Origin of the sequence: Aeromonas dhakensis (assembly GCF_000820305.1) — a bacterium.
In the GTDB taxonomy this organism is placed as follows: Bacteria; Pseudomonadota; Gammaproteobacteria; order Enterobacterales; family Aeromonadaceae; genus Aeromonas; species Aeromonas dhakensis.
The window spans coordinates 116461-135944 of record NZ_CDBH01000015.1 but is presented as its reverse complement, the minus strand read 5'-3'; the positions used below and the strand labels follow the sequence as shown (position 1 = coordinate 135944).

The 19484-nt window shown below is 62.6% G+C and carries 14 protein-coding genes; 6 read left to right on the top strand and 8 right to left on the bottom strand.

Annotated features, from left to right (window positions below; all coding sequences use genetic code 11):
* Positions 1-2: 2 nt before the first annotated feature.
* Positions 3-1427: an aspartate aminotransferase family protein gene (locus BN1143_RS01590; protein ID WP_042049407.1), complete on the top strand. Its 1425-nt coding sequence runs from the start codon at positions 3-5 to the stop codon at positions 1425-1427.
* Positions 1420-2259: a phosphonoacetaldehyde hydrolase gene (phnX, locus tag BN1143_RS01585; protein ID WP_042049406.1), complete on the top strand. Its 840-nt coding sequence runs from the start codon at positions 1420-1422 to the stop codon at positions 2257-2259. Before BN1143_RS01590 ends, phnX begins: the two co-directional genes overlap by 8 nt.
* A 122-nt stretch (positions 2260-2381) precedes the next feature.
* Here the strand turns inward: phnX and pflB are convergent, their stop codons facing one another.
* The 4 genes from pflB to sugE form a co-directional block, all read right to left on the bottom strand.
* Positions 2382-4664, bottom strand: coding sequence for a formate C-acetyltransferase (gene pflB / locus BN1143_RS01580; RefSeq protein WP_042049412.1), 2283 nt, complete (start codon positions 4662-4664; stop codon positions 2382-2384).
* A 41-nt stretch (positions 4665-4705) separates the two neighbouring features.
* Positions 4706-5554: a formate transporter FocA gene (gene focA / locus BN1143_RS01575; RefSeq protein WP_005300246.1), complete on the bottom strand. Its 849-nt coding sequence runs from the start codon at positions 5552-5554 to the stop codon at positions 4706-4708.
* A gap of 381 nt (positions 5555-5935) precedes the next feature.
* On the bottom strand, positions 5936-7696 hold the full coding sequence (ycaO, locus tag BN1143_RS01570) for a 30S ribosomal protein S12 methylthiotransferase accessory factor YcaO (protein ID WP_042049404.1): 1761 nt from the start codon (positions 7694-7696) through the stop codon (positions 5936-5938).
* Positions 7697-7823: 127 nt separating this feature from the next.
* The gene (gene sugE, locus BN1143_RS01565) at positions 7824-8138 is read right to left on the bottom strand and encodes a quaternary ammonium compound efflux SMR transporter SugE (protein WP_010634166.1); all 315 of its coding nucleotides are present in this window, start codon (positions 8136-8138) and stop codon (positions 7824-7826) included.
* A gap of 339 nt (positions 8139-8477) precedes the next feature.
* On the opposite strand from sugE, the gene asd reads away from it, so the two are divergent.
* Positions 8478-9593, top strand: coding sequence for an aspartate-semialdehyde dehydrogenase (gene asd / locus BN1143_RS01560; protein ID WP_005300252.1), 1116 nt, complete (start codon positions 8478-8480; stop codon positions 9591-9593).
* Positions 9594-10162: 569 nt separating this feature from the next.
* Positions 10163-12940 carry a M16 family metallopeptidase gene (locus BN1143_RS01555; RefSeq protein ID WP_042049403.1) on the top strand — a complete coding sequence of 926 codons (2778 nt, stop codon included), beginning with the start codon at positions 10163-10165 and terminating at the stop codon, positions 12938-12940.
* A 94-nt stretch (positions 12941-13034) separates the two neighbouring features.
* Here the strand turns inward: BN1143_RS01555 and BN1143_RS01550 are convergent, their stop codons facing one another.
* The 3 genes from BN1143_RS01550 to BN1143_RS01540 all read right to left on the bottom strand — a co-directional run bounded on the left by BN1143_RS01550 (position 13035) and on the right by BN1143_RS01540 (position 16444).
* Positions 13035-14198: a trans-sulfuration enzyme family protein gene (locus BN1143_RS01550; RefSeq protein ID WP_029303189.1), complete on the bottom strand. Its 1164-nt coding sequence runs from the start codon at positions 14196-14198 to the stop codon at positions 13035-13037.
* Between the two features lie 93 nt (positions 14199-14291).
* Complete coding sequence (locus tag BN1143_RS01545) at positions 14292-15362, bottom strand: isopenicillin N synthase family dioxygenase (protein WP_042049402.1); 1071 nt, start codon at positions 15360-15362, stop codon at positions 14292-14294.
* A 443-nt stretch (positions 15363-15805) separates the two neighbouring features.
* Positions 15806-16444, bottom strand: coding sequence for an NAD(P)-dependent oxidoreductase (locus BN1143_RS01540; RefSeq protein WP_042049401.1), 639 nt, complete (start codon positions 16442-16444; stop codon positions 15806-15808).
* Positions 16445-16545: 101 nt separating this feature from the next.
* On the opposite strand from BN1143_RS01540, the gene BN1143_RS01535 reads away from it, so the two are divergent.
* Positions 16546-17451, top strand: coding sequence for a LysR family transcriptional regulator (locus BN1143_RS01535; protein ID WP_042049399.1), 906 nt, complete (start codon positions 16546-16548; stop codon positions 17449-17451).
* A 104-nt stretch (positions 17452-17555) separates the two neighbouring features.
* On the opposite strand, the gene BN1143_RS01530 is transcribed toward BN1143_RS01535, so the two are convergent.
* Positions 17556-18296 carry an SDR family oxidoreductase gene (locus tag BN1143_RS01530; RefSeq protein ID WP_010634159.1) on the bottom strand — a complete coding sequence of 247 codons (741 nt, stop codon included), beginning with the start codon at positions 18294-18296 and terminating at the stop codon, positions 17556-17558.
* Between the two features lie 263 nt (positions 18297-18559).
* On the opposite strand from BN1143_RS01530, the gene BN1143_RS01525 reads away from it, so the two are divergent.
* Positions 18560-19459, top strand: a complete 900-nt coding sequence (locus BN1143_RS01525; RefSeq protein WP_042049411.1) for an AraC family transcriptional regulator — start codon at positions 18560-18562, stop codon at positions 19457-19459.
* Positions 19460-19484: the final 25 nt, after the last annotated feature.

Here is a 19484-nt window from a genome sequence, read left to right as displayed (position 1 = left end):
CGATGACGAGCCTAGCGCTTCACGGTCGCGATCTGCGTGGCGATAAGCTGCACGGCAGTGGCCGCGCCGACAGTGAAGGGGATATCAACCTCGGCGAGGGGCGGGCGCGCTGGTGGGCGGGTCAGAGCGAAGATGTACAGGCCGGATTGGCGGAGGATAGCCGCTACTTTCTCCATCAGGCCCTCTCCACCCCCTGTCTCGATCTGCTTGAGAGCGCGCAGGGGAGCTGGCTGACCAGCGTATCGGGCAAGCAGTACCTGGATTTTCACGGCAACAGCGTCCATCAGCTGGGCCACGGTCACCCCAGGGTGGTGGCCGCGGTGCAGCAGCAACTCGCCGACTTGCCGTTCGCCCCCCGCCGCTACACCCATCGGGTCGCTATCGACTGCGCCCGCACTTTGGCCGAACTGGCTCCCGGCGATCTCAACCGGGTGCTGTTCGCCCCCGGCGGCAGCGAGGTGGTGGGCATTGCCTTGAAGCTTGCCCGCTTCATTACCGGCAACAGCAAGGTGGTATCCCTGTGGGACGCCTTTCACGGCGCCTCCCTCGATGCCATCTCGGTCGGTGGCGAGGCCTGTTTTCGCGCCGATATGGGCCCGCTGATGGCCGGTGTGGAGCGCATCCCGCCGCCCACCCGTTATCGCGGCGTCTGGTATCGCGGCGAGGGGGATGACCTGCACTACGCCGATTATCTGGAGTACGTCATCGAGAAGGAGGGAGGAATCGGCGCCTTTATCGCCGAGCCCATCCGCAACACCGATGTGCAGGTGCCCTCAAGGGCATATTGGCAGCGGGTGCGGGAGATCTGCGATCGCCACCAGGTGCTGCTGATTGTCGACGAGATCCCCAATGCCCTGGGTCGCACCGGCCACTGGTTCAGCTTCGAAGAGTTCGGCATCGAGCCTGACATCATCTGCCTTGGCAAGGGGTTGGGGGGCGGGGTGGTGCCGTTTGCCGCGCTCATCACTCGCGATCGTTTCAATCAGGCGGCGGCTATTTCGCTCGGTCACTACACCCACGAGAAGAGCCCCGTCGGCTGTGCGGCGGCCCTCGCCACCATCGCCACCATCCGTGAAGAGGGACTGCTGGAAAAAGCGCGGGAGGACGACCGCTTTATGGCGCGCGAGCTTGCGGCGCTTGCCGAGCGCCACCCTCTGATCGGCCAGGTGCGCGGTATCGGTTTGCTCTGGGCGCTCGATCTGGTGGTCGATCATCAGAGTCGCACTCGCAATAGCGAGGCCGCCGAGCGGCTGCTCTACCGCTGTCTGAAACTCGGGCTCAGCTTCAAGGTCTCCCAGGGCAATGTCATCCAGCTCTCGCCCCCGCTCAATATCGCTCGCGCCGATCTGGTGCGCGCCATCGCCATTCTCGATCGCGCCCTTGGCGAGATTGCACTTTTCCCGAAACAGGAAGATCACCATGACTGACTTGCAGATTGCCATCCAACCGACCACCGACGTGGAGGCGCTGCTCCTCGACTGGGCCGGTACCGTGGTTGATTTCGGCTCCTTCGCCCCCACTTCCATCTTCGTCGAGGCCTTCGCCCGCGCCTATGACTTTGCTGTGACCCTGGATGAGGCGCGCCAGCCCATGGGCCTTGGCAAATGGGATCATATCGCGACGCTGGGGCGTCTGCCCTCGGTGGATGCGCGCTGGCAGGCTCGCTTTGGCCACCCCATGAGCCACGCCGAGGTGGACCACATTTATCACACCTTTATGCCGCTGCAGATTGCCGCCGTGACCCGCTTCGCCGCCCCCATTCCCGGGGTGCTGCCGGTGCTGGATGGGCTTCGAGCACAAGGGCTGCGGATCGGCTCCTGTTCCGGTTATCCCCGTCCGGTGATGGAGGCGCTGGTACCGGCGGCGGCCGCTCACGGCTATCGGCCTGATCACTGGGTCGCCACCGATGACCTCAAGGCGGGTGGCCGTCCCGGCCCCTGGATGGCGTTGGCCAACGTGATTGAGCTGGGAATAAGCGCGGTGCATCGCTGTATCAAGGTGGATGATGCCGTGCCTGGCATCAGCGAAGGGTTGAACGCGGGCATGTGGACCGTGGGATTGTCGGTTTCCGGCAACGAATTTGGTGCCACCTGGGAGGAGTTTGCCGCCATGAGCGAGGCGCAGATTGCCGCTCGTCGTGCACCGGCGGAGGCCAAACTGCGGGCGGCGGGGGCGCACTACGTTATCGACACCCTGGCCGATATCGCCCCGGTGATTGCCGATATCAACCGCCGTCTGGCGGCAGGCGAGCGGCCCTGAACAGGGCGGGGTGAGAGGAGGGGAGTGCCGACCTTGCCTGCAGGTTTTCAGGCCATGCTCCCTGACTATCAGGCATAAAAAAACCGGCGCCTTGGCGCCGGTTTTTGCTCACCGAGACTCTATTACAGAGAAGCGGTGAAGGTACGGGTGATGACGTCTTGCTGTTGCTCTTTGGTCAAGGAGTTGAAGCGAACGGCATAACCGGATACGCGGATGGTCAACTGCGGATATTTTTCCGGGTTTTCCATGGCGTCCAGCAGCATTTCACGGTTCATCACGTTGACGTTCAGGTGCTGACCGCCTTCCAGGTTGGCTTCGTGGTGGAAGTAACCATCCATCAGGCCAGCCAGGTTGGCTTTCTGGGCTTCCATGTCTTTGCCCAGGGCGTTCGGCACGATGGAGAAGGTATAGGAGATACCATCTTTGGCGTAGGCGAACGGCAGCTTGGCGACGGACGTCAGGGAAGCAACGGCGCCCTTCTGATCACGACCGTGCATCGGGTTGGCACCCGGGCCGAACGGCGCACCGGCGCGACGGCCATCCGGAGTGTTACCGGTCTTCTTGCCGTACACCACGTTGGAAGTGATGGTCAGCACGGACTGGGTAGCCACGGCACCACGGTAGGTGTTCAGCTTCTGAATTTTCTTCATGAAGCGCTCGACTAGGTCGCAGGCGATGTCATCGACGCGAGCGTCGTTGTTACCGAACTGCGGGTACTCGCCTTCGATTTCGAAGTCGATGGCCACGCCATCTTCGTCACGAACCGGCTTGACCTTGGCGTACTTGATGGCAGACAGGGAGTCAGCGGCCACGGACAAACCGGCGATGCCGCAAGCCATGGTGCGATAGACGTCGCGGTCGTGCAGCGCCATCAGAGAGGCTTCGTAGCTGTACTTGTCGTGCATGTAGTGGATGATGTTCAGCGCGGCAACGTATTGCTTGGCCAGCCAGTCCATGAAGTGATCCAGACGATCCATCACGTCGTTGTACTCGAGGTACTCGGAGGTGATCATGTCGGTCTTCGGACCCACCTGCAGCTTCATCTTCTCGTCCATACCGCCGTTGATGGCGTACAGCATGGTCTTGGCCAGGTTGGCACGAGCACCGAAGAACTGCATCTGTTTGCCGACGATCATCGGGGACACACAGCAAGCGATGGCGTAGTCATCGTTGTTGAAGTCCGGACGCATCAGGTCGTCGTTCTCGTACTGAACGGAAGAGGTCTCGATGGATACCTTGGCGCAGTACTTCTTGAAACCGACCGGCAGCTTCTCGGACCACAGGATGGTCAGGTTCGGCTCAGGGGACGGGCCCATGGTGTACAGGGTGTTCAGCATACGGAAGCTGTTCTTGGTGACCAGGGTACGGCCGTCAACGCCCATACCTGCCAGGGTCTCGGTAGCCCACATCGGGTCGCCGGAGAACAGTGAATCGTATTCCGGGGTACGCAGGAAGCGAACCATACGCAGCTTCATGACCATGTGGTCCATCAGCTCCTGGGCTTCTTGCTCGGTGATCAGGCCTTTTTGCAGGTCACGCTCGATGTAGATGTCCAGGAAGCTGGAGGTACGACCGAAGGACATGGCCGCGCCGTTCTGGGACTTGACTGCCGCCAGGTAGGCGAAGTAGGTCCACTGTACGGCTTCTTTGGCGGTCTTGGCCGGAACGGAGATGTCGCAACCATATTTGGCAGCCATCACCTTCATCTGGGCCAGGGCACGGTGCTGCTCGGAGATCTCTTCGCGCAGACGGATGGTGGCTTCCAGGTTGACACCGTTTTCCAGGTCAGCCTGCAGGGACTTGAACTGGGCCAGTTTGTCGGCCATCAGGAAGTCGATACCGTACAGGGCAACACGACGGTAGTCACCGATGATACGGCCACGACCGTAGGCATCCGGCAGACCAGTGATGACGCCGGACTTGCGGCAGTTCAGGATGTCTTTGGTGTAGACGTCAAACACGCCCTGGTTGTGAGTCTTGCGGTACTCGGTGAAGATCTTCTCGACCATGGGGTCCAGTTGACGACCGTACACTTCGCAAGAGGTCTTGACCATCTTGATGCCACCGTTGGCGATGATGGCGCGCTTGAGCGGCTTGTCGGTCTGCAGACCAACAATTTGCTCCAGGCTCTGATCGATATAGCCGGCATCGTGAGCGGTAATGGTGGAGGGCAGGTCGGTATCAAAATCGACCGGCGCGTGGGTGCGGTTCTCGATCTTGATGCCTTCCATGACCTTGTCCCACAGCTTGGTGGTAGCTTCGGTCGCGCCAGCCAGGAAGGACTCGTCACCTTCATACGGGGTGTAGTTCTTCTGGATGAAGTCACGGGTGTTGACAGAGGTCTGCCATTCACCGGCTGCGAAGCCTTCCCATGCTTTTTGGAACTGTTCGTTAAGTTCTGCCATTTTCATTACCTCTCAAGGTATTTATGTGTCTGCCGCCATCCTTAATGATGGCGACGGAAGATAAACCAGTAAGTCAGCCCAACCATGACGCCACCACCAATGATATTACCTATGGTGACAGGAATGAGGTTGTGCAGGACGAAGTTGGATACGGTCAGGTCGGCAAAGGTCGCCGGGTCCTGGCCGATGGCCTGCCAGAATTCCGGGCCTGCGACGCTGTGAATGGCGATGCCGACCGGGATCATAAACATGTTTGCGATGCTGTGCTCAAAACCGGAGGCCACGAACATGGCGACGGGGAGCAGCATGACCATCACCTTGTCGGTGGCACTGCGGGCGCCGAACGCCATCCACACGGCGAGACACACCATGAGGTTGCAGAGGATGCCAAGCGCCACGGCTTCGAAGAAGGTGTGGTGGATCTTGTGCTGGGCCACCTTGAGGGCGTTGAGGCCCCACTGACCATCTGCCGCCATGTATTCGGCCGACATGATGATGAGGCCGACAATGATGAGACCGCCGATGAGGTTGCCGAAGTAGACCAGTCCCCAGTTCTTGAACAGCTGGGCCCAGGTGATGCGATTTGCCGCCTTGGCCACCAGGGTGAGGGTGGTGGAGGTGAACAGCTCGGCGCCGAGCAGCACGCAGAGGATCAGGCCAAGAGCGAAACAGAGACCGCCGACCAGCTTGCTGAGGCCCCAGGCCACATTGCCGGCACCGGTGGTGACTGTGATGTAGAAGACGAAAGCGATGGCGATGAAGGCGCCAGCTGTGATGGCCAGGGGGATGACCTTGTATGCGGGCTTGGTGGCCTTGGCATAGGTTATATCTTCTGCCAGTGCAGCGATGGCTTCTGGCTTGAGACAATCAAAGGGAGATTCTGCTTTCAATTCTCATGTACCTGATGTTTTGCCTGTGGAAATCATAACAAAGGGCCAGATCGTCAAAATTGACTCCGATCAAGAATTGCAGATTGTGAATGTAATTTTACTACAAATATTTGAGTCCCCCGGCAGCGATTCTTTACACCAGGTTTCAGCTGAAACAGAAACGTGGTTTTTTTAATATCATGATTTTAAACAATTTATTTTTCATCCCTGAAAAAGTGTGCCGGCAAGGCATCTTTGCGTCTCCCCAGCACTCGCTACTCCTTGTTGGCAACCCCCTAAGAGGTATTTTTTGTTTTTTATTTCATCTTTGAATAACAAATGGCCACTTGGCTGACCATAAAAGAGAAGGGGCCATCAGGGCCCCTTCGGAATGTTACCACATCAACCCCATGAATGGGCTCGTTTGGCCTTCTGCAGCTTCTCGTAGGCAGCCAGCAGTTTCTGGTGCAGCGGGAACTGGCTGAGGGAGAGATCGGCGGCTGCCAGTCCGTGGAAGCGCGCTTCACCGCTGGCGTGGGCCCAAGCCTGCGTCAGCGTCTCTTCGCCATACATGCGGGCAAACACGGCGCGGTACTGCTCGGGATCGCGATCCTCGTCCAGGAACAGCTCGACACAGGCGCGCAGGGCGCGATAGAAGTTGGCGCGATCGGCCGGGAACACCGACTGGTTGAACTCCATGGTCCAGTCGATGAGATCGAGCGCCGTGTCGAGTTCACCGGCGGCCAGCGCCAGCATGGCTTTGAGCTCGCCGACCCGCAGGGTGTGCAGGGCGGTGCCCTTGGCGGCGGCGATGCCGAGCAGCTCGCGCACCCGGGTGCGCTCGTCGTGACCCTCTTCATCCAGCTGGTCGAACAGCGCCATGTACTGCTCCGCGTCCCACTCCAGCGCCGGCAGCGCCAGTATGGTTTCCCGCAGGTGGGCACCCATGGTGTTGTTGGCCAGCAGCAGATCTTCGGCCGGATAGATGTCGGACATGCCGGGCACCAGGATGCGGCAGGCGTAGACGCCCAGGTGCTCGTAGTCGGCGATGTAGACCGGCTGCTCCAGCTCGTGGAAGATGCCGATCAGGTGGTCGAACTCCTCCTGCGAGGTGCCGCGGAAGTCCCAGTCGGCAAACTCGAAGTCCACATCCTGCTTGAACAGGTCCCAGCTGATGAGGCCGGAGGAGTCGATGAAGTGTGTCTCTAGGTTGTGGTGATCCGCCACCTGCTCGTTGTCAAACGAGGGCGGTACGAACACATCCAGATCCTTGAGGCTGCGGCCCTGCAGCAGCTCAGTGACGGTGCGCTCGAAGGCCACTTCGAAACGCGGGTGGGCGCCGAAGGAGGCAAAGCAGGTGCCGTTGCTCGGGTTGAGCAGCACCACGCAGATGACCGGGTAGCGACCACCCAGGGAGGCATCGAAGCTGTAGATGGGGAAGCCTTCGGCTTCCAGCGCCTCGATGGAGGCCTTGATGCCGGGGTAACGGGCGATCACCTCGGCCGGGATCTCCGGCAGGCTCAGCGCTTCTGCGATGATCTTGTTTTTGACGTGGCGCTCGAACACCTCGGACAAGCCCTGGGTGCGGGCTTCGGTCTTGGTGTTGCCGGCGCTCATGCCGTTGGAGACGTAGAGGTTGCCGATGATGTTCATCGGGATGTAGACGGTCTGGTGATCGGACTGGCGCTCGAAGGGCAGGGCGACGATGCCGCGCTCTTCGTTGCCGGATTGCAGGTCCACCAGCATGTCGGCGGTCACTTCACCGTCCGGGTTGTAGAACTTGCGGGTGAAGCTGTCGAGCAGACCAGTGGGCAGCTGATCCCCCTCGATGGGGAACCACTTCTCGTTCGGGTAGTGCACGAAGTCGCCATTGGCAACCTGCTCGCCCAGATAGAAGTCGGCGAAGAAGTAGTTGGTGGAGAGACGCTCGAAATATTCGCCGAGGGCGGAGGCGAGCGCCGCCTTCTTGCTGGCACCCTTGCCGTTGGTGAAACAGAGGGAGCACTCCTTGTCCCGGATGTGCACGGACCAGACGTTGGGCACGGGGTTGAGCCAGGAGGCCTCTTCGATATCAAACCCCAGGGCTTGCAGCTTGGTCTGGAAACGTTCGATGGAGTCTTCCAGCGCCGCGTCCTTGCCGGGAATAAAAGTGTGGTCGGTCATCACGATATCCTGATTTTTATTGGCTCATGTTTGGCCGCAGATAATAGCAGGGGTCGGCGCGTTTGGCAGGCAAAAAACGGGGCCCATGCCCCGTTTTGCTCTCCTTTCAACCGCCTTGGGGCGTGCCTCAGCCGATGAATTTCAGACCCAGGATCCCGCCGATGATCAGCAGCAGGCAGAGCACCCGGGCGAGGGTGGCCGGTTCGTTGAACAGCCAGATCCCCATCAGCACGGTGCCGACCGCGCCGATGCCGGTCCAGACTGCGTAGGCGGTGCCAAGGGGCAGCTGTTTGACCGCCATGGCGAGCAGCAGCACGCTCACTCCCATGGCGAGCAGGGTCAGCAGGGTGGGGAGGGGACGGCTGAAACCGTCGGTGTACTTGAGGCCGATGGCCCAGGCGACCTCGAACAGGCCGGCCAGCAGCAGGAGCAACCAGGACATAAGGCAGATTCCGCAGGAAGCAGGGTCGTCCCTGCGCATCAGGAGGCCTCGGGGTCGTCCCCGAGGGGCAGCGGGGCTGCCGGTCGGTCTCAATGATGCCCCAAGTCGTGGCGGGATGCCAACCGGCTGGCCGCAGGCCGGCCAGGCTGACGGATATTGCAGCGAACGGCACAGAATATTGCGCAATTCGACTTGCGCCCGCCGTCACAATCCGTAATGTGGACAGACGCATTTTTCGCAACCCATATTTTGTGAACCGCTTGTAAACGGCCCGCGCCGGACAAGGGATCACGGGTATCACACTCGGTTTCTATAAGCAGCTATCCAGGGTAGGACATTATGAAAAAAGTAGGTTTGGTCGGTTGGCGTGGCATGGTGGGTTCGGTGTTGATGAGCCGGATGCAGGAAGAGAAGGATTTTGCCCGCATTCAGCCCACCTTCTTCACCACCTCCCAGGCCGGTGAGGCCGCCCCCAATTTCGGCGTCGATGCCGGCACCCTGCAGGATGCCTTCGACATCGAGGCGCTGGCCGCACAGGACGTCATCATCACCGCCCAGGGCGGCGACTACACCAAGGATGTCTATCCGCGCCTGAAAGCCGCCGGCTGGCAGGGTTACTGGATTGATGCCGCCTCCTCCCTGCGCATGGAGAAGGACGCGGTCATCATCCTGGATCCGGTCAACGGCGATGTCATCGAACATGCCCTGAACGACGGCATCAAGACCTTCGTCGGCGGCAACTGCACCGTCAGTCTGATGCTGCTGGCCCTGGGTGGCCTGTTCAAGGCCGATCTGGTGGAGTGGGTGAGCGTGGCCACCTATCAGGCTGCCTCCGGCGGCGGTGCGCGCCACATGCGTGAGCTGGTCACCCAGATGGGGCTGCTGCGTGATGAAGTGGCGGTGGAGCTGGCGGATCCCGCCTCCGCCATCCTCGACATCGAGCGCAAGATCACCGAAAAGACCCGCTCCGGCACCCTGCCGGTGGACAACTTCGGCGTACCGCTGGCCGGTGGCCTCATCCCCTGGATCGACACCAAGCTCGACAACGGCCAGAGCCGCGAAGAGTGGAAGGGCCAGGCCGAGACCAACAAGATCCTGGGTATCGAAAACGCCGCCATTCCGGTGGATGGCCTGTGCGTGCGCATCGGTGCCCTGCGCTGCCACAGCCAGGCCTTCACCATCAAGCTGAAAAAGGATGTGCCGCTGGCCGAGATCGAAGCCCTGCTGGCCGCCCACAACGACTGGGTGAAAGTGATCCCCAACGATCGCGACATCACCGCCCGCGAGCTGACCCCGGCCGCCGTCACCGGCACCCTCAGCATCCCGGTCGGTCGTCTGCGCAAGCTCAACATGGGTCCGGAGTATTTGGCCGCCTTCACCGTGGGCGACCAGCTGTTGTGGGGCGCCGCCGAGCCGCTGCGCCGCATGCTCAATATCCTGCTGGACCGCGGGTGATGGCAATCGGGAACGACGACAGGGGGCTCAGGCCCCCTGTTTTTTTGGCAGAAACAGGGCAGGCTCGATGCCATTGACGCTGCAAGGCATGGGGTCTTGGTTTTGTAATGCAGCGACACTGTTATTAACTAAATAGATATTAACAGTGGCGCATCGATTATTTCCTGACTGAGCAGTCAGTGCCGGAAATATATTCCCGCAGCCGCCCTGGTAGCCGACTCGTTCTATTCCATCTGTACCACAAAATAGGGTGCGGTGGGCTCGCGGGATGGGCGGGATATATGCCTTGTTACAAATGAATATCCATTCAAGATATCCACTGCGAGCCCGATTGATTACACTGACCGCCTGGCCAGGCCGATACCACGAGGCCGTGGCGCCAGGTGATCCGACGCGGCGTGGCGGCCGGCTCGCGGCAGCCCCGTGGGGGGCGAAAATAATATTTATATGCTCAATAGTGCGCGTTACGCCCATGGCGTGCCGTCGCCGTTTTCCCCTTGCTGCGAGACCAATGAAGGGCAGCAACGGTGACCCATAATAATGTTCAGGTTCGAGAATTGGGAAATTACATGAGAGTCGTGTGGAGTTTGCTCTATTTCTTCAGTGTCTTGGCCTTGGCCGGCCCGGTGCTGGTCAAGGAGCAGAAAAAAGTGGCCGATCCCTTGATCGTGCCCTATCAGCAATATCGGCTCGACAATGGCCTGACGGTGATCCTGACCCAGGATCACTCCGATCCCCTGGTGCACGTGGCGGTCCACTACCGGGTGGGGCTGGAAGAAGAGGCGCCGGGCCAGTCCGGGCTGGCCCACCTGTTCGAGCACATGATGTTTCAGGGCTCGGCTCACGCGGGGGAGGAGGGCCATAACCGCCTGCTGCAACAGATGGGATCAAAGGATGTGAACGGCTGGACCCAGGAGGATCAGACCCGCTATTTCCAGACGCTGCCGGCCAATCAGCTGGAGAAGGTGCTCTGGCTGGAGGCGGATCGCATGGGGTTTCTGCTCGATACCCTCTATCAGCAGAAGCTGGACGTGCAGCGCGACATCATCAAGAACGAGCGCGCCAACCTGATCGAAGATCAACCCTATGGGCGCTTCTATGAGGCGCTGAATCGCACGCTTTACCCGCCAAATCACCCCTACTTCAACACGCCGTTTGGCCGGGCTGCGGATCTGGATCGCCTCACCCTGGAGGACGTGCGTCAATTCTTCCTGCGTTGGTATGGGCCCAACAACGCCACCCTGGTGATCGGCGGTGACATTCAGCCGGCCCAGACCCTGGCCTGGGTCGAGCGCTATTTCGGGGCCTTGCCCGCCACCCCGGCCCAGACTCGGCCGCTGGTGCGTCCGGTGACGCTGAAGAAGAGCCGCTATCGCACCCTGACCGAGCGGGTGGCCGAACCCCTGCTGGTGCTGGCCTATCCGACCGTCTCTGCCAGTGATCCCGGGGTCGAGGCTCTCGATCTGCTGGCGGATCAGCTGGGGGGCTCGGCCAGTGGCCTGTTGCAGCGAGAGCTGCAGCAAAGCGGCAGGCTGGTCTCCGTCTTTGCCAGCCATGAATGCAATGTGCTGGCATGCAAGTTGATGATCCATGCCATTCCCAATCTAGCCAAAGGGGCCGAGCTTGGCCCCATCAAGGCGGAGATCGATCGGGTCATCGGCCAGCTCGCCAACGACGGGGGCACCCGCGAGCAGCTGGCCCACTCGGTCAATGCCCTGCGCGCCAAACGGATTTGGCCGCTGGACAGCGTGGCCGGCAAGGTGGAGCAGCTGGGCACAGGTTATACCCTGTTTCAGGATCCCAACTTCCAGTACCGCAACCTCAAGCGCCTTGCCCGGGTGACGCCGGCCGATCTGCAGCGGGCATTGACGCGCTATGTGTTGAACAAGCCCAGGGTGGTGCTGAGCGTGGTGCCGGCCGAGCATCCCGAGTGGCAGGCGGGCAACCCCAATTTCGTCGAGCCCCCCCCCTTGCCGCTGGCCCGGCCGCAGCAGACGCTGGCTCCCAGGCAGATCAAGGAGACCCTGGATCGACGCCAGGAGCCGGCCAGTGGCGGTGCTTTGCCGGTGCCCATGCCGACCCTGTGGCATGCCAAGCTGGGTGAGCGGGTCTCTCTGCTCGGTCACTACAGCGATGAAGTGCCGGCCTTTGCCATGAGCATCAACTGGCCGGGCGGTGAGCGGGCCGAGCCGGAGGGCAAGGGCGGGGTCGCCACCCTGACTGACGCCATGCTCTCCCTTGGCAGCGAACAGCTGCAGGAGGCGAGCATCGAGGAGCGGGCGCGCCAGCTGGGAGCCAGCATCAGATTCGAACATGGTGAGGAGCGCAGCTCCATCGAGGTCCAGGGGCTCACCTCCCATTTCGAGGAGGTGCTGGCGCTGGTACGGGAATTGGTGCTGCAGCCCGCCATGCGCAGCGCCGATTTCGAGCGCAGCCAGTTTGACTACAGCCAGTGGCTGCAACAGCTGGCTCGCGATCCCCAGTGGCAGGCGGACTGGCAGTTCGGCGCCCTGCTCAAGGGGGTCAAGCCGCTGGATCCCGTGGCCAGCCTGCGGGCGCTGACCTTGGACGATGTGCGCCATTTTTATCAGTCGGTCCATCGCAGCGGGGAAGCCCAAGTGGTGGTGAGCGGGGATCTGGCCCAGGAACGGGTGATGAAAGCCCTCGGGTTTCTGGTCGAGCCAACGGGTCAGCCGGCGGCCCTGCGCTCTCTGGAGTGGCGTGGGCAGCAGGCCAAACGGGCCATCTATCTGCTGGACAATCCCGGGGCTGCGCTCAGCCAGATCCGGGTGGGGCGGCGCGCCATGGCGGAGGATGCCTTCGGCGAGCAGTACCTGACCCGGCTGATGAATGTCTCCCTCGCCGAGCGGTTGAACATCCGGCTGCGTGAGGAGCTGGGTTACACCTACTTTATCGGCGCCACCTTCGAGGGCAACGTCGATGCGGGCTATTTCCTGCTGCAAAGCAGCGTGCGCAGCGCAGTGACCGGGGCGGCGCTGCGGCAGATCCTGCAGGAGCTCGACAAGTATCAGCGGCTGGGGCCGACCCGGCTGGAGGTGCGTACCCTGCGGGATCGGGTGCTCAATGGTCAGGCGCTCGACTACGAGACGCTGCCGCAGGAGGTGGCCTACATGCAACCCATCCTGCTCAAAGGGTGGCCGCAGGATTATGTGGAGCAGCAGGTGCAGCAGGTGAGCCAGCTCTCCCCCTTTACCCTGCGTGAGCTGGCCCGCCGCTGGCTCGATCCCGACGACATGGTGATCCTGGTGGTGGGGGATGCCAAGGTGCTGGCCCCCGAGCTGGCCGCACTGGGCTGGCCGGTGCAGCGCCTCTCTGCCACGCCTTAAGTGGGTTTGCTCCTATTGGGCTCCGGCCGCAAGCAAAACAGCCCGCCCCCTGGCAGGGGGCGGGCTGTTTTTTTCATTCAAAAGAGACAGGCGGTCAGATCAGGGCCAGGGCGGCGGCCAGATCGGCAATCAGATCGTCGGCGTCCTCCACCCCGATGCTGAAGCGGATGAGATCGTCATTGACCCCGGCGGCGAGGCGGCTCGCCTCGTCCATGGCGGCGTGGGTGGTGCTGGCCGGATGGCAGGCCAGGCTCTCGAGATCCCCCAGGCTCACCGCCTGCACGAACAGCTGCAGGTTGTCGAGCAGGGTGGCGCAACGGGCAAATCCGCCTTCCAGCTCGATGCTCACCATGCCGCCAAAACCGCTGGCGAAGGCGCCGAGGGCATCGTGGCCAGGATGGTTGGCAAGACCCGGGTAGATCACCTTCTTCACCGCCGGGTGGGCGGCCAGGAAGTCGGCCACCTTCTGGGCATTGTGCAGGTGGGCATCCATGCGCAGGGGCAGGGTCTTGACCCCGCGCTGCAGCAGGTAGGCCTCCTGCGGGCCGATGGGGGAGCCGATGTGCTTGAGGGCCACGGTGCGGATCGACTTCATCAGTGCGTGAGAGCCCGCCACCACCCCGGCGATGATGTCGCCGTGACCGCCCAGGTATTTGGTGCCGCTGTGCATCACGATGTCGATGCCAAGCTCCAGTGGGCGCAGCAGGTAGGGGGTGAGGAAGGTGTTGTCACACACAGTAATGGCGCCCACCTTGCGAGCCGCCTCCACCACCACCCGCGGATCCACCACCTTGAGGGTGGGGTTGGTCAGGGTTTCGAACAGTACCACCTTGGTGGCGGGGCGGATGTTGGCCAGTAGATCCTGATCGCTCTCGTAGGCGGTGACCTTGATGCCGGCGCGGCTGAAGGTCTGCTTGAGGAAGGCATCGGTACCGCCGTAGAGGGGGCCGATATAGGCCACTTCATCGCCGCTGTCGGCCAGGGCATACATGATGGCGCTCACCGCCGCCATGCCGCTCGCCACCACCAGCGCCTCGTCGGCCCCTTCCAGGGCCGCCAGCTTCTGCTCCAGCTCGGCGGTGGTGGGGTTGCCAAAGCGGCTGTAGATAAAGCCGGGGGCTTGACCTGCGAAGCGCTCCTTGCCCGCCTGGGCGTTGAAGTAGCTGAAGGTGCTGCTCTGGTAGAGTGGGGTGGTGAGGGCACCGGTCTGGGGATCGATCCGCTGGCCGCTGTGCACGCTCATGGTTTTGAATTTCATTGTATTGCTCCGTCATTGCCAGGCTGTGGCCCAACTGCTTGTGTCGTTTGAAGGGCGCGCCGCGGCGCCCCCCGTCTATTAGGTATGACAGCGTCAGGCGAGTTGTGGCTCGCGCCGATCGCGCTTTGTAGTTTGCCCGTTTGTCATCTGCGGATTGGCCGACGGCGGGGCGACGCCATAGTGGCGGACCGCCACATCCGGGTGGGAGCGCAGCCTCCCTTTGAGTACGTTCTCCCCCACCTGATAAAAGAGCGGGTTGGTCGAGTCGCTCTCGGGTCCCAGCGCCTGGGCTGCCAGCGCGGGGGAGAGGCTGAGCAGCGGCACGGTGGCATCCAGCCGCGCCGCCATGAAGAAGGCGCAGGAGAGGCGCGAGACGCCGGGCGGCGGGCTTGCTACCCGGTGCAGGGTGGCCTTGAGGTAGCCGTTGGAGGCGAGCTCCAGCAGCTCGCCGATATTGACCACCAGGGCCCCCGGCAGGGGCGGTGTCGAGATCCAGCCACTCGCTGTCTCCACCTCGAGCCCGGAGTGATGATCCTGCATCACCAGAGTCAGGTAGCCGGGATCCTTGTGGGCTCCCACCCCCTGACCGCTGCCCCCTGCGGCTTGCCCCGGGTAGTGAATGAGCTTCATGTGCTGATAGGGGGCGCCGCGAATGCTGTCGTCAAACACCCCGGCTGGTTGCTCCAGCACCTCGGCGAAGGCGGCCAGCAGGGTGAGGCTGATGGCGCTCAACTTCTCCTGCCACGCCAGCAGCTGCGCTTGCATGTCGGGCAGGGCTATGGGCCACTGGTTGGGGCCGATGAGCCGCTGCCAGGGTTCACGGATCTGCGCCGAAGCCAGGGCCTGCGCCTCATTCATGATATCGAACTGCTCGCGCAGATCCGGCCGCGCCCGGGTGAGCTCGGCCCCCACCTGGTTGTAGCCGCGAAAGTGGGGGGAGTGCACCATCTGCACCGCCAGCTTCTCCTGCTGCGGCAGGGCGAAGAAGCGGGCCGCCAGCGCCAGGGTTTCCTGCTGCTCTTGCTCGCTCAGGCCATGGCCGACCAGATAGAAAAAGCCCACCTCGCGGGCCGCCCGGCCAAGGGTGGCCAGCATCTGGCGACGGGTCTCGGGGGCGCCATCGAGGGCGGCGAGATCGATGATCGGCAGTGGTGAATGTTCCATGTGCACCTCCTCACTGGCCAGGGGCGAGAGGCTACCCGCACACCTGACATGAAAACGACGACGCCTTGACCGATGAACCGGCCACCGCCCTGTTGCCAGGAATAGCGTCATTTGGATTGAGGGAGATGCTACTGTTCGGAGTTATAAGACGGAAACAACAAATTATTCTTAGTTATATACAAAAATCGAAATAGAATTCGCCACCCATCCGGGTGGCTGCGGATTGAGCGGCAATGATGGCAATATACCGGCGCACTTGGCGTCCATGTTGGCCTGACCAAGAATGTACCGGCTTGTGTGCAATGTGAGCGCGACTTGAGCCAAAAAGAGGCGAACATCGCTGGCAACACAGAGATGCGCAAAATGCAGAGATGCAAAAAGGGAGGCTGATGCCTCCCTTTGTGTGACGGGCGCAGCGGCCCTGTGTGGTACCGAGGTTAGGCTCAGTAACCCAGGGTGAAGCGCTGGCGCAGGTGGGCCGGTTTTTCCGCTTCGTTGAGCACGCCATCGGCCAGATCGCCGACCGTGATCCCGGCCGGTTGTTCACCGCTGAATAGCACCTGATCGGCACCGAGCCGGTAGTCGCCACGCTTCTCGCCGGGTTCCAGGAACACGGGCGGGGAGACGAAACGCCAGTCGAGGGTGGTTTCACGGCGAAGCGCCGTGAGGCCGTCGCGGGCGGCCAGGGCCCCCTGTTTCCACTCGGCCGGGAATTCCGGGGTATCCACCAGTTGCACGCCAGGGGCAATTTCCAGACTGCCGGCGCCGCCGACCACCAGCAGCCAGCTGTTGGCCGCGACGGCGGCAGCCACGATGGCGCTGGCCCCCTTGAGGTACTGGTCGTAGATGTCCGGGGTGGTCCAGCCCGGGTTGTAGGCGCTGATCACCCGATCGTGCCCCTTGAGCACCTTGGCCAGCGCCTGGCTGTCCTGGGCATCCACCGCCACGGCGGTGACTTGCGGGTGAGCGGCGACCTTGTTCACGTCACGCACGATGGCGGTGACGTGATGGCCGCGGCTGACGGCTTCATTGAGGATGGCTGTACCGACAAAACCGCTGGCACCGATCAGGGCAATTTTCATGGGAGATTCTCCTTCACTGTTGGAATGGGGCTATCCTACGCCCCCGAATGTGATTTAATAATCCGTTGTAAATTGCATTCACTTATAAGCTGGATTTAATAATGGAACAGCTCAAGCGTTACGCCATTTTCGCCGCCGTGGTCGAGGCGGGCAGCATGACCGGCGCCGCCAAGGCCCTCGGCATGACACCCTCCGCCGTCAGTCAGCATATCAGCCAGCTGGAGAGCCTGCTCGGGCTCACCCTGCTGCACCGCTCCACCCGCCGCCTCAACCTGACCGAGGCGGGGGAGGTGGTGTGGCAGGGGTGCCAGTCCCTGCAGCAGACCCTCAACCAGACCGAGCTGCGCCTCTCGGAGGTGCGTGACAGCCTGCTGGGGGAGGTGCGGATCACCGCCCCGGTGGGGATGGCCGGCCAGCCGCTGGCACGGGCACTGTCGCCGTTGCTGCAGGCCCACCCCGGCCTGTGCATCCAGATCATCGCCGACGACGAGAAGCGGGATCTCATCAAGGAGCGTATCGACGTGGCGCTGCGGGTCGGCACACTCGAAGACTCCACCCTGGTGGCGCGCAAGCTGGGCCAGACCCGGATGCTGCTGTGCGCCTCACCTGCCTATCTGGCGCGCAAGGGCACCCCGCGCAGTCCGGAGGCGCTGCTGGAACACGACTGGCTGGCCGCCGACATGCTGAGCGGCGGCCTGACCTTCTTCGATGAAAAGGGGCAGGGGCACAGGGTCAAGCCCAAGCCGCGGGTGGTGTGCAACAACGTGCTGCCGCTGCGCCAGTTCACCCTGGCGGGGCAGGGGGTGTCGCTGCAGCCGGAGGGGGAGATCGCAGAAGATCTCGCCTCGGGTCGCCTGCTGGAACTGCTGCCGGGCTTTCGGGTGCCGCCCATGGAGATCCACGCCATCACCCCGCAGCGGGAGATCCCGGAGAAGGTGCGCCGGGTGATCGCCGCCCTGCGCAGCCACTTCGCCGAGCCGGTGGGGGCCACGGCGACACGTCCGTAGTCCGGGCAAGGAAGAAGGCCGTTCCGGTTGGCCGGATCAAAAAAGAGGGCAGCCCGCGGGCTGCCCTCTGTCGATGTGCTATGTCGATTAGATAAGGCCAGGCCTCACTTCATATAGAGGCCGCCGTTGATGGCCAGGGTCTCGCCGGTGATATAGGCACCCGCCTCGCTGGCAAGAAACACCACGGCGGCGGCGATCTCCTCCGGCTTGGCCAGTCGGCGCATGGGGATGTCGGCCTTGATGCTGTCGAGGATGTCGGTGCGGATCGCCTCCACCATGGGGGTGGCGGTGTAGCCGGGGGCGATGGCGTTGACCGTCACCCCGAAGCGGGCCCCTTCCGCCGCCAGCGCCTTGGTGAAGCCCAGCATGCCCGCCTTGGCGGCCGAGTAGTTGACCTGGCCGAACTGCCCCTTCTGGCCATTGACCGAGGAGATGTTGATGATGCGGGCATCGCGTTGCTCGCACATGGCGTCGAACAGCGGCTGGGTCACGTTGTAGAGGCTGCACAGGTTGGTGTGGATCACCTCGAACCACTGCTCCGGGGTCATCCGCTTGAAGGCCCCGTCCCGGGTGATGCCGGCATTGTTGACCAGCACGTCCACCCGCCCTTCATCCTGCAGCAAGCGGCCCAGGGCCTCGCGGCACATGGCGGTGTCGGCCACGTCCAGCGCCAGCAGCCGCACCTGATCCGGCCTAAAGCCCTGCTCTGCATACCAGTCGTGCGCCGCCGCGCCGTTGGCGCTGGAGTGGGTGGCGATGATGCGATACCCCTGGGCCAGCAAGGCGGTGGTGATGGCGGATCCGATGCCGCCACGGGCTCCGGTGATCAAGGCAACTTTCTTCATCTAGGCTCTCCCTGCATAAAAGATTCGAACGAGGACTTTATGGGCTTTTTTGGGTAATTGATATATTTGTTTTCAAACAATCTGACAGGGAAACGCGTCACTTTTGTGACAGCCTGCCAAGCTGGCTTGACGGACCAGCACTCGAGCCACCTGGCAAGAGGGCGGACGTGACCATATCGCCAGCCCTTGCCGCCAAGGTGGCGGCCATGTTTAATGGGGCCCTTGCGCGCAGCGCCTTGCCGATAGCCAGATCCGATCTCGTCATGACCATCTTGTCCACCATCCCTGACGCCGTGCCTCAGCCGCACAGCCAGCTGACCCGCATCGAGCGGGTGCTCGACTATATCCACGCCAACCTGGATCAGCCGCTGGCGCTGGCCGAGCTGGCGGAGCAGAGCTGCTGGTCGCGCTGGCAGTTGCAGCGGGTGTTCCTCCATGAGACGGGGCTGACGGTGGCCCACTATGTGCGCGAGCTCAAGCTGAGCCAGGCGGCAGAGGCGCTGCTTTCTGGCCGCCAGCGGGTGCTGGATCTGGCGCTCTGTTACGGTTTTGGCTCCGAGGTGAGCTTCAGCCGCGCCTTCAAGCAGCAGTTTGGATGCTCGCCGCTGGCCTATCGCAAGCGGGGTCTGCGGCTGGGACTGCGTACCCCCCTGGTGCGGGCGACTTTGCCGCAGCCCATGCCTGCCAGGCTGGTACAGGTACGGATCGAGAGCCAGCCGGGCTTTAGCCTGCAGGGGGTGATGGGGCAGATCCGCGGGCTGTTTGCCGCTGCCCCCGACTTTCAGCAGACGGTGCCCGCCATCTGGCGCGCCCTGCGCACGGCGGGCGGTTTGCCACCCGGGCAGGAGCGGGTGGGGGTGGTGGATGTTTCTGGCGTTGGCGAGTCGCTCCCCTACTGGGCGGGCAGCGTGATGGAGGAGGGGGCCAGCCTGCCCGCCGCTCTGGCGCGCCTCCCGGTGCCGGCCCAGACCTACGCGGTGCTGAGTCACGTGGGCCCGGTCAGTCAGCTGGGGCAGACCCTCAACTGGTTCATCCTGCACTGGCTGCCGAGCTCCGGCTATCGCGGGCTGGACGGTTTCGAGCTGGAGCGCTACGCCCCCGATTTTGACGGCAACCAGCCGGATGCCCGCATGGAGTATTGGCTGCCCGTCGCCCCTCTCTGAGCTGGCCACCTCTTGCCCGGCGGAT

Excerpts from the sequence above, each read along its gene's own strand:
- ycaO (WP_042049404.1), bottom strand. The coding sequence starts at position 7,696 with ATGACCGACCACACTTTTATTCCCGGCAAGGACGCGGCGCTGGAAGAC.
- BN1143_RS01550 (WP_029303189.1), bottom strand. The coding sequence starts at position 14,198 with ATGAAATTCAAAACCATGAGCGTGCACAGCGGCCAGCGGATCGATCCC.
- pflB (WP_042049412.1), bottom strand. The coding sequence starts at position 4,664 with ATGGCAGAACTTAACGAACAGTTCCAAAAAGCATGGGAAGGCTTCGCA.
- BN1143_RS01525 (WP_042049411.1), top strand. The coding sequence starts at position 18,560 with ATGACCATCTTGTCCACCATCCCTGACGCCGTGCCTCAGCCGCACAGC.
- phnX (WP_042049406.1), top strand. The coding sequence starts at position 1,420 with ATGACTGACTTGCAGATTGCCATCCAACCGACCACCGACGTGGAGGCG.
- asd (WP_005300252.1), top strand. The coding sequence starts at position 8,478 with ATGAAAAAAGTAGGTTTGGTCGGTTGGCGTGGCATGGTGGGTTCGGTG.
- BN1143_RS01545 (WP_042049402.1), bottom strand. The coding sequence starts at position 15,362 with ATGGAACATTCACCACTGCCGATCATCGATCTCGCCGCCCTCGATGGC.
- BN1143_RS01555 (WP_042049403.1), top strand. The coding sequence starts at position 10,163 with ATGAGAGTCGTGTGGAGTTTGCTCTATTTCTTCAGTGTCTTGGCCTTG.
- BN1143_RS01535 (WP_042049399.1), top strand. The coding sequence starts at position 16,546 with ATGGAACAGCTCAAGCGTTACGCCATTTTCGCCGCCGTGGTCGAGGCG.
- BN1143_RS01530 (WP_010634159.1), bottom strand. The coding sequence starts at position 18,296 with ATGAAGAAAGTTGCCTTGATCACCGGAGCCCGTGGCGGCATCGGATCC.
- sugE (WP_010634166.1), bottom strand. The coding sequence starts at position 8,138 with ATGTCCTGGTTGCTCCTGCTGCTGGCCGGCCTGTTCGAGGTCGCCTGG.
- BN1143_RS01540 (WP_042049401.1), bottom strand. The coding sequence starts at position 16,444 with ATGAAAATTGCCCTGATCGGTGCCAGCGGTTTTGTCGGTACAGCCATC.
- BN1143_RS01590 (WP_042049407.1), top strand. The coding sequence starts at position 3 with ATGACGAGCCTAGCGCTTCACGGTCGCGATCTGCGTGGCGATAAGCTG.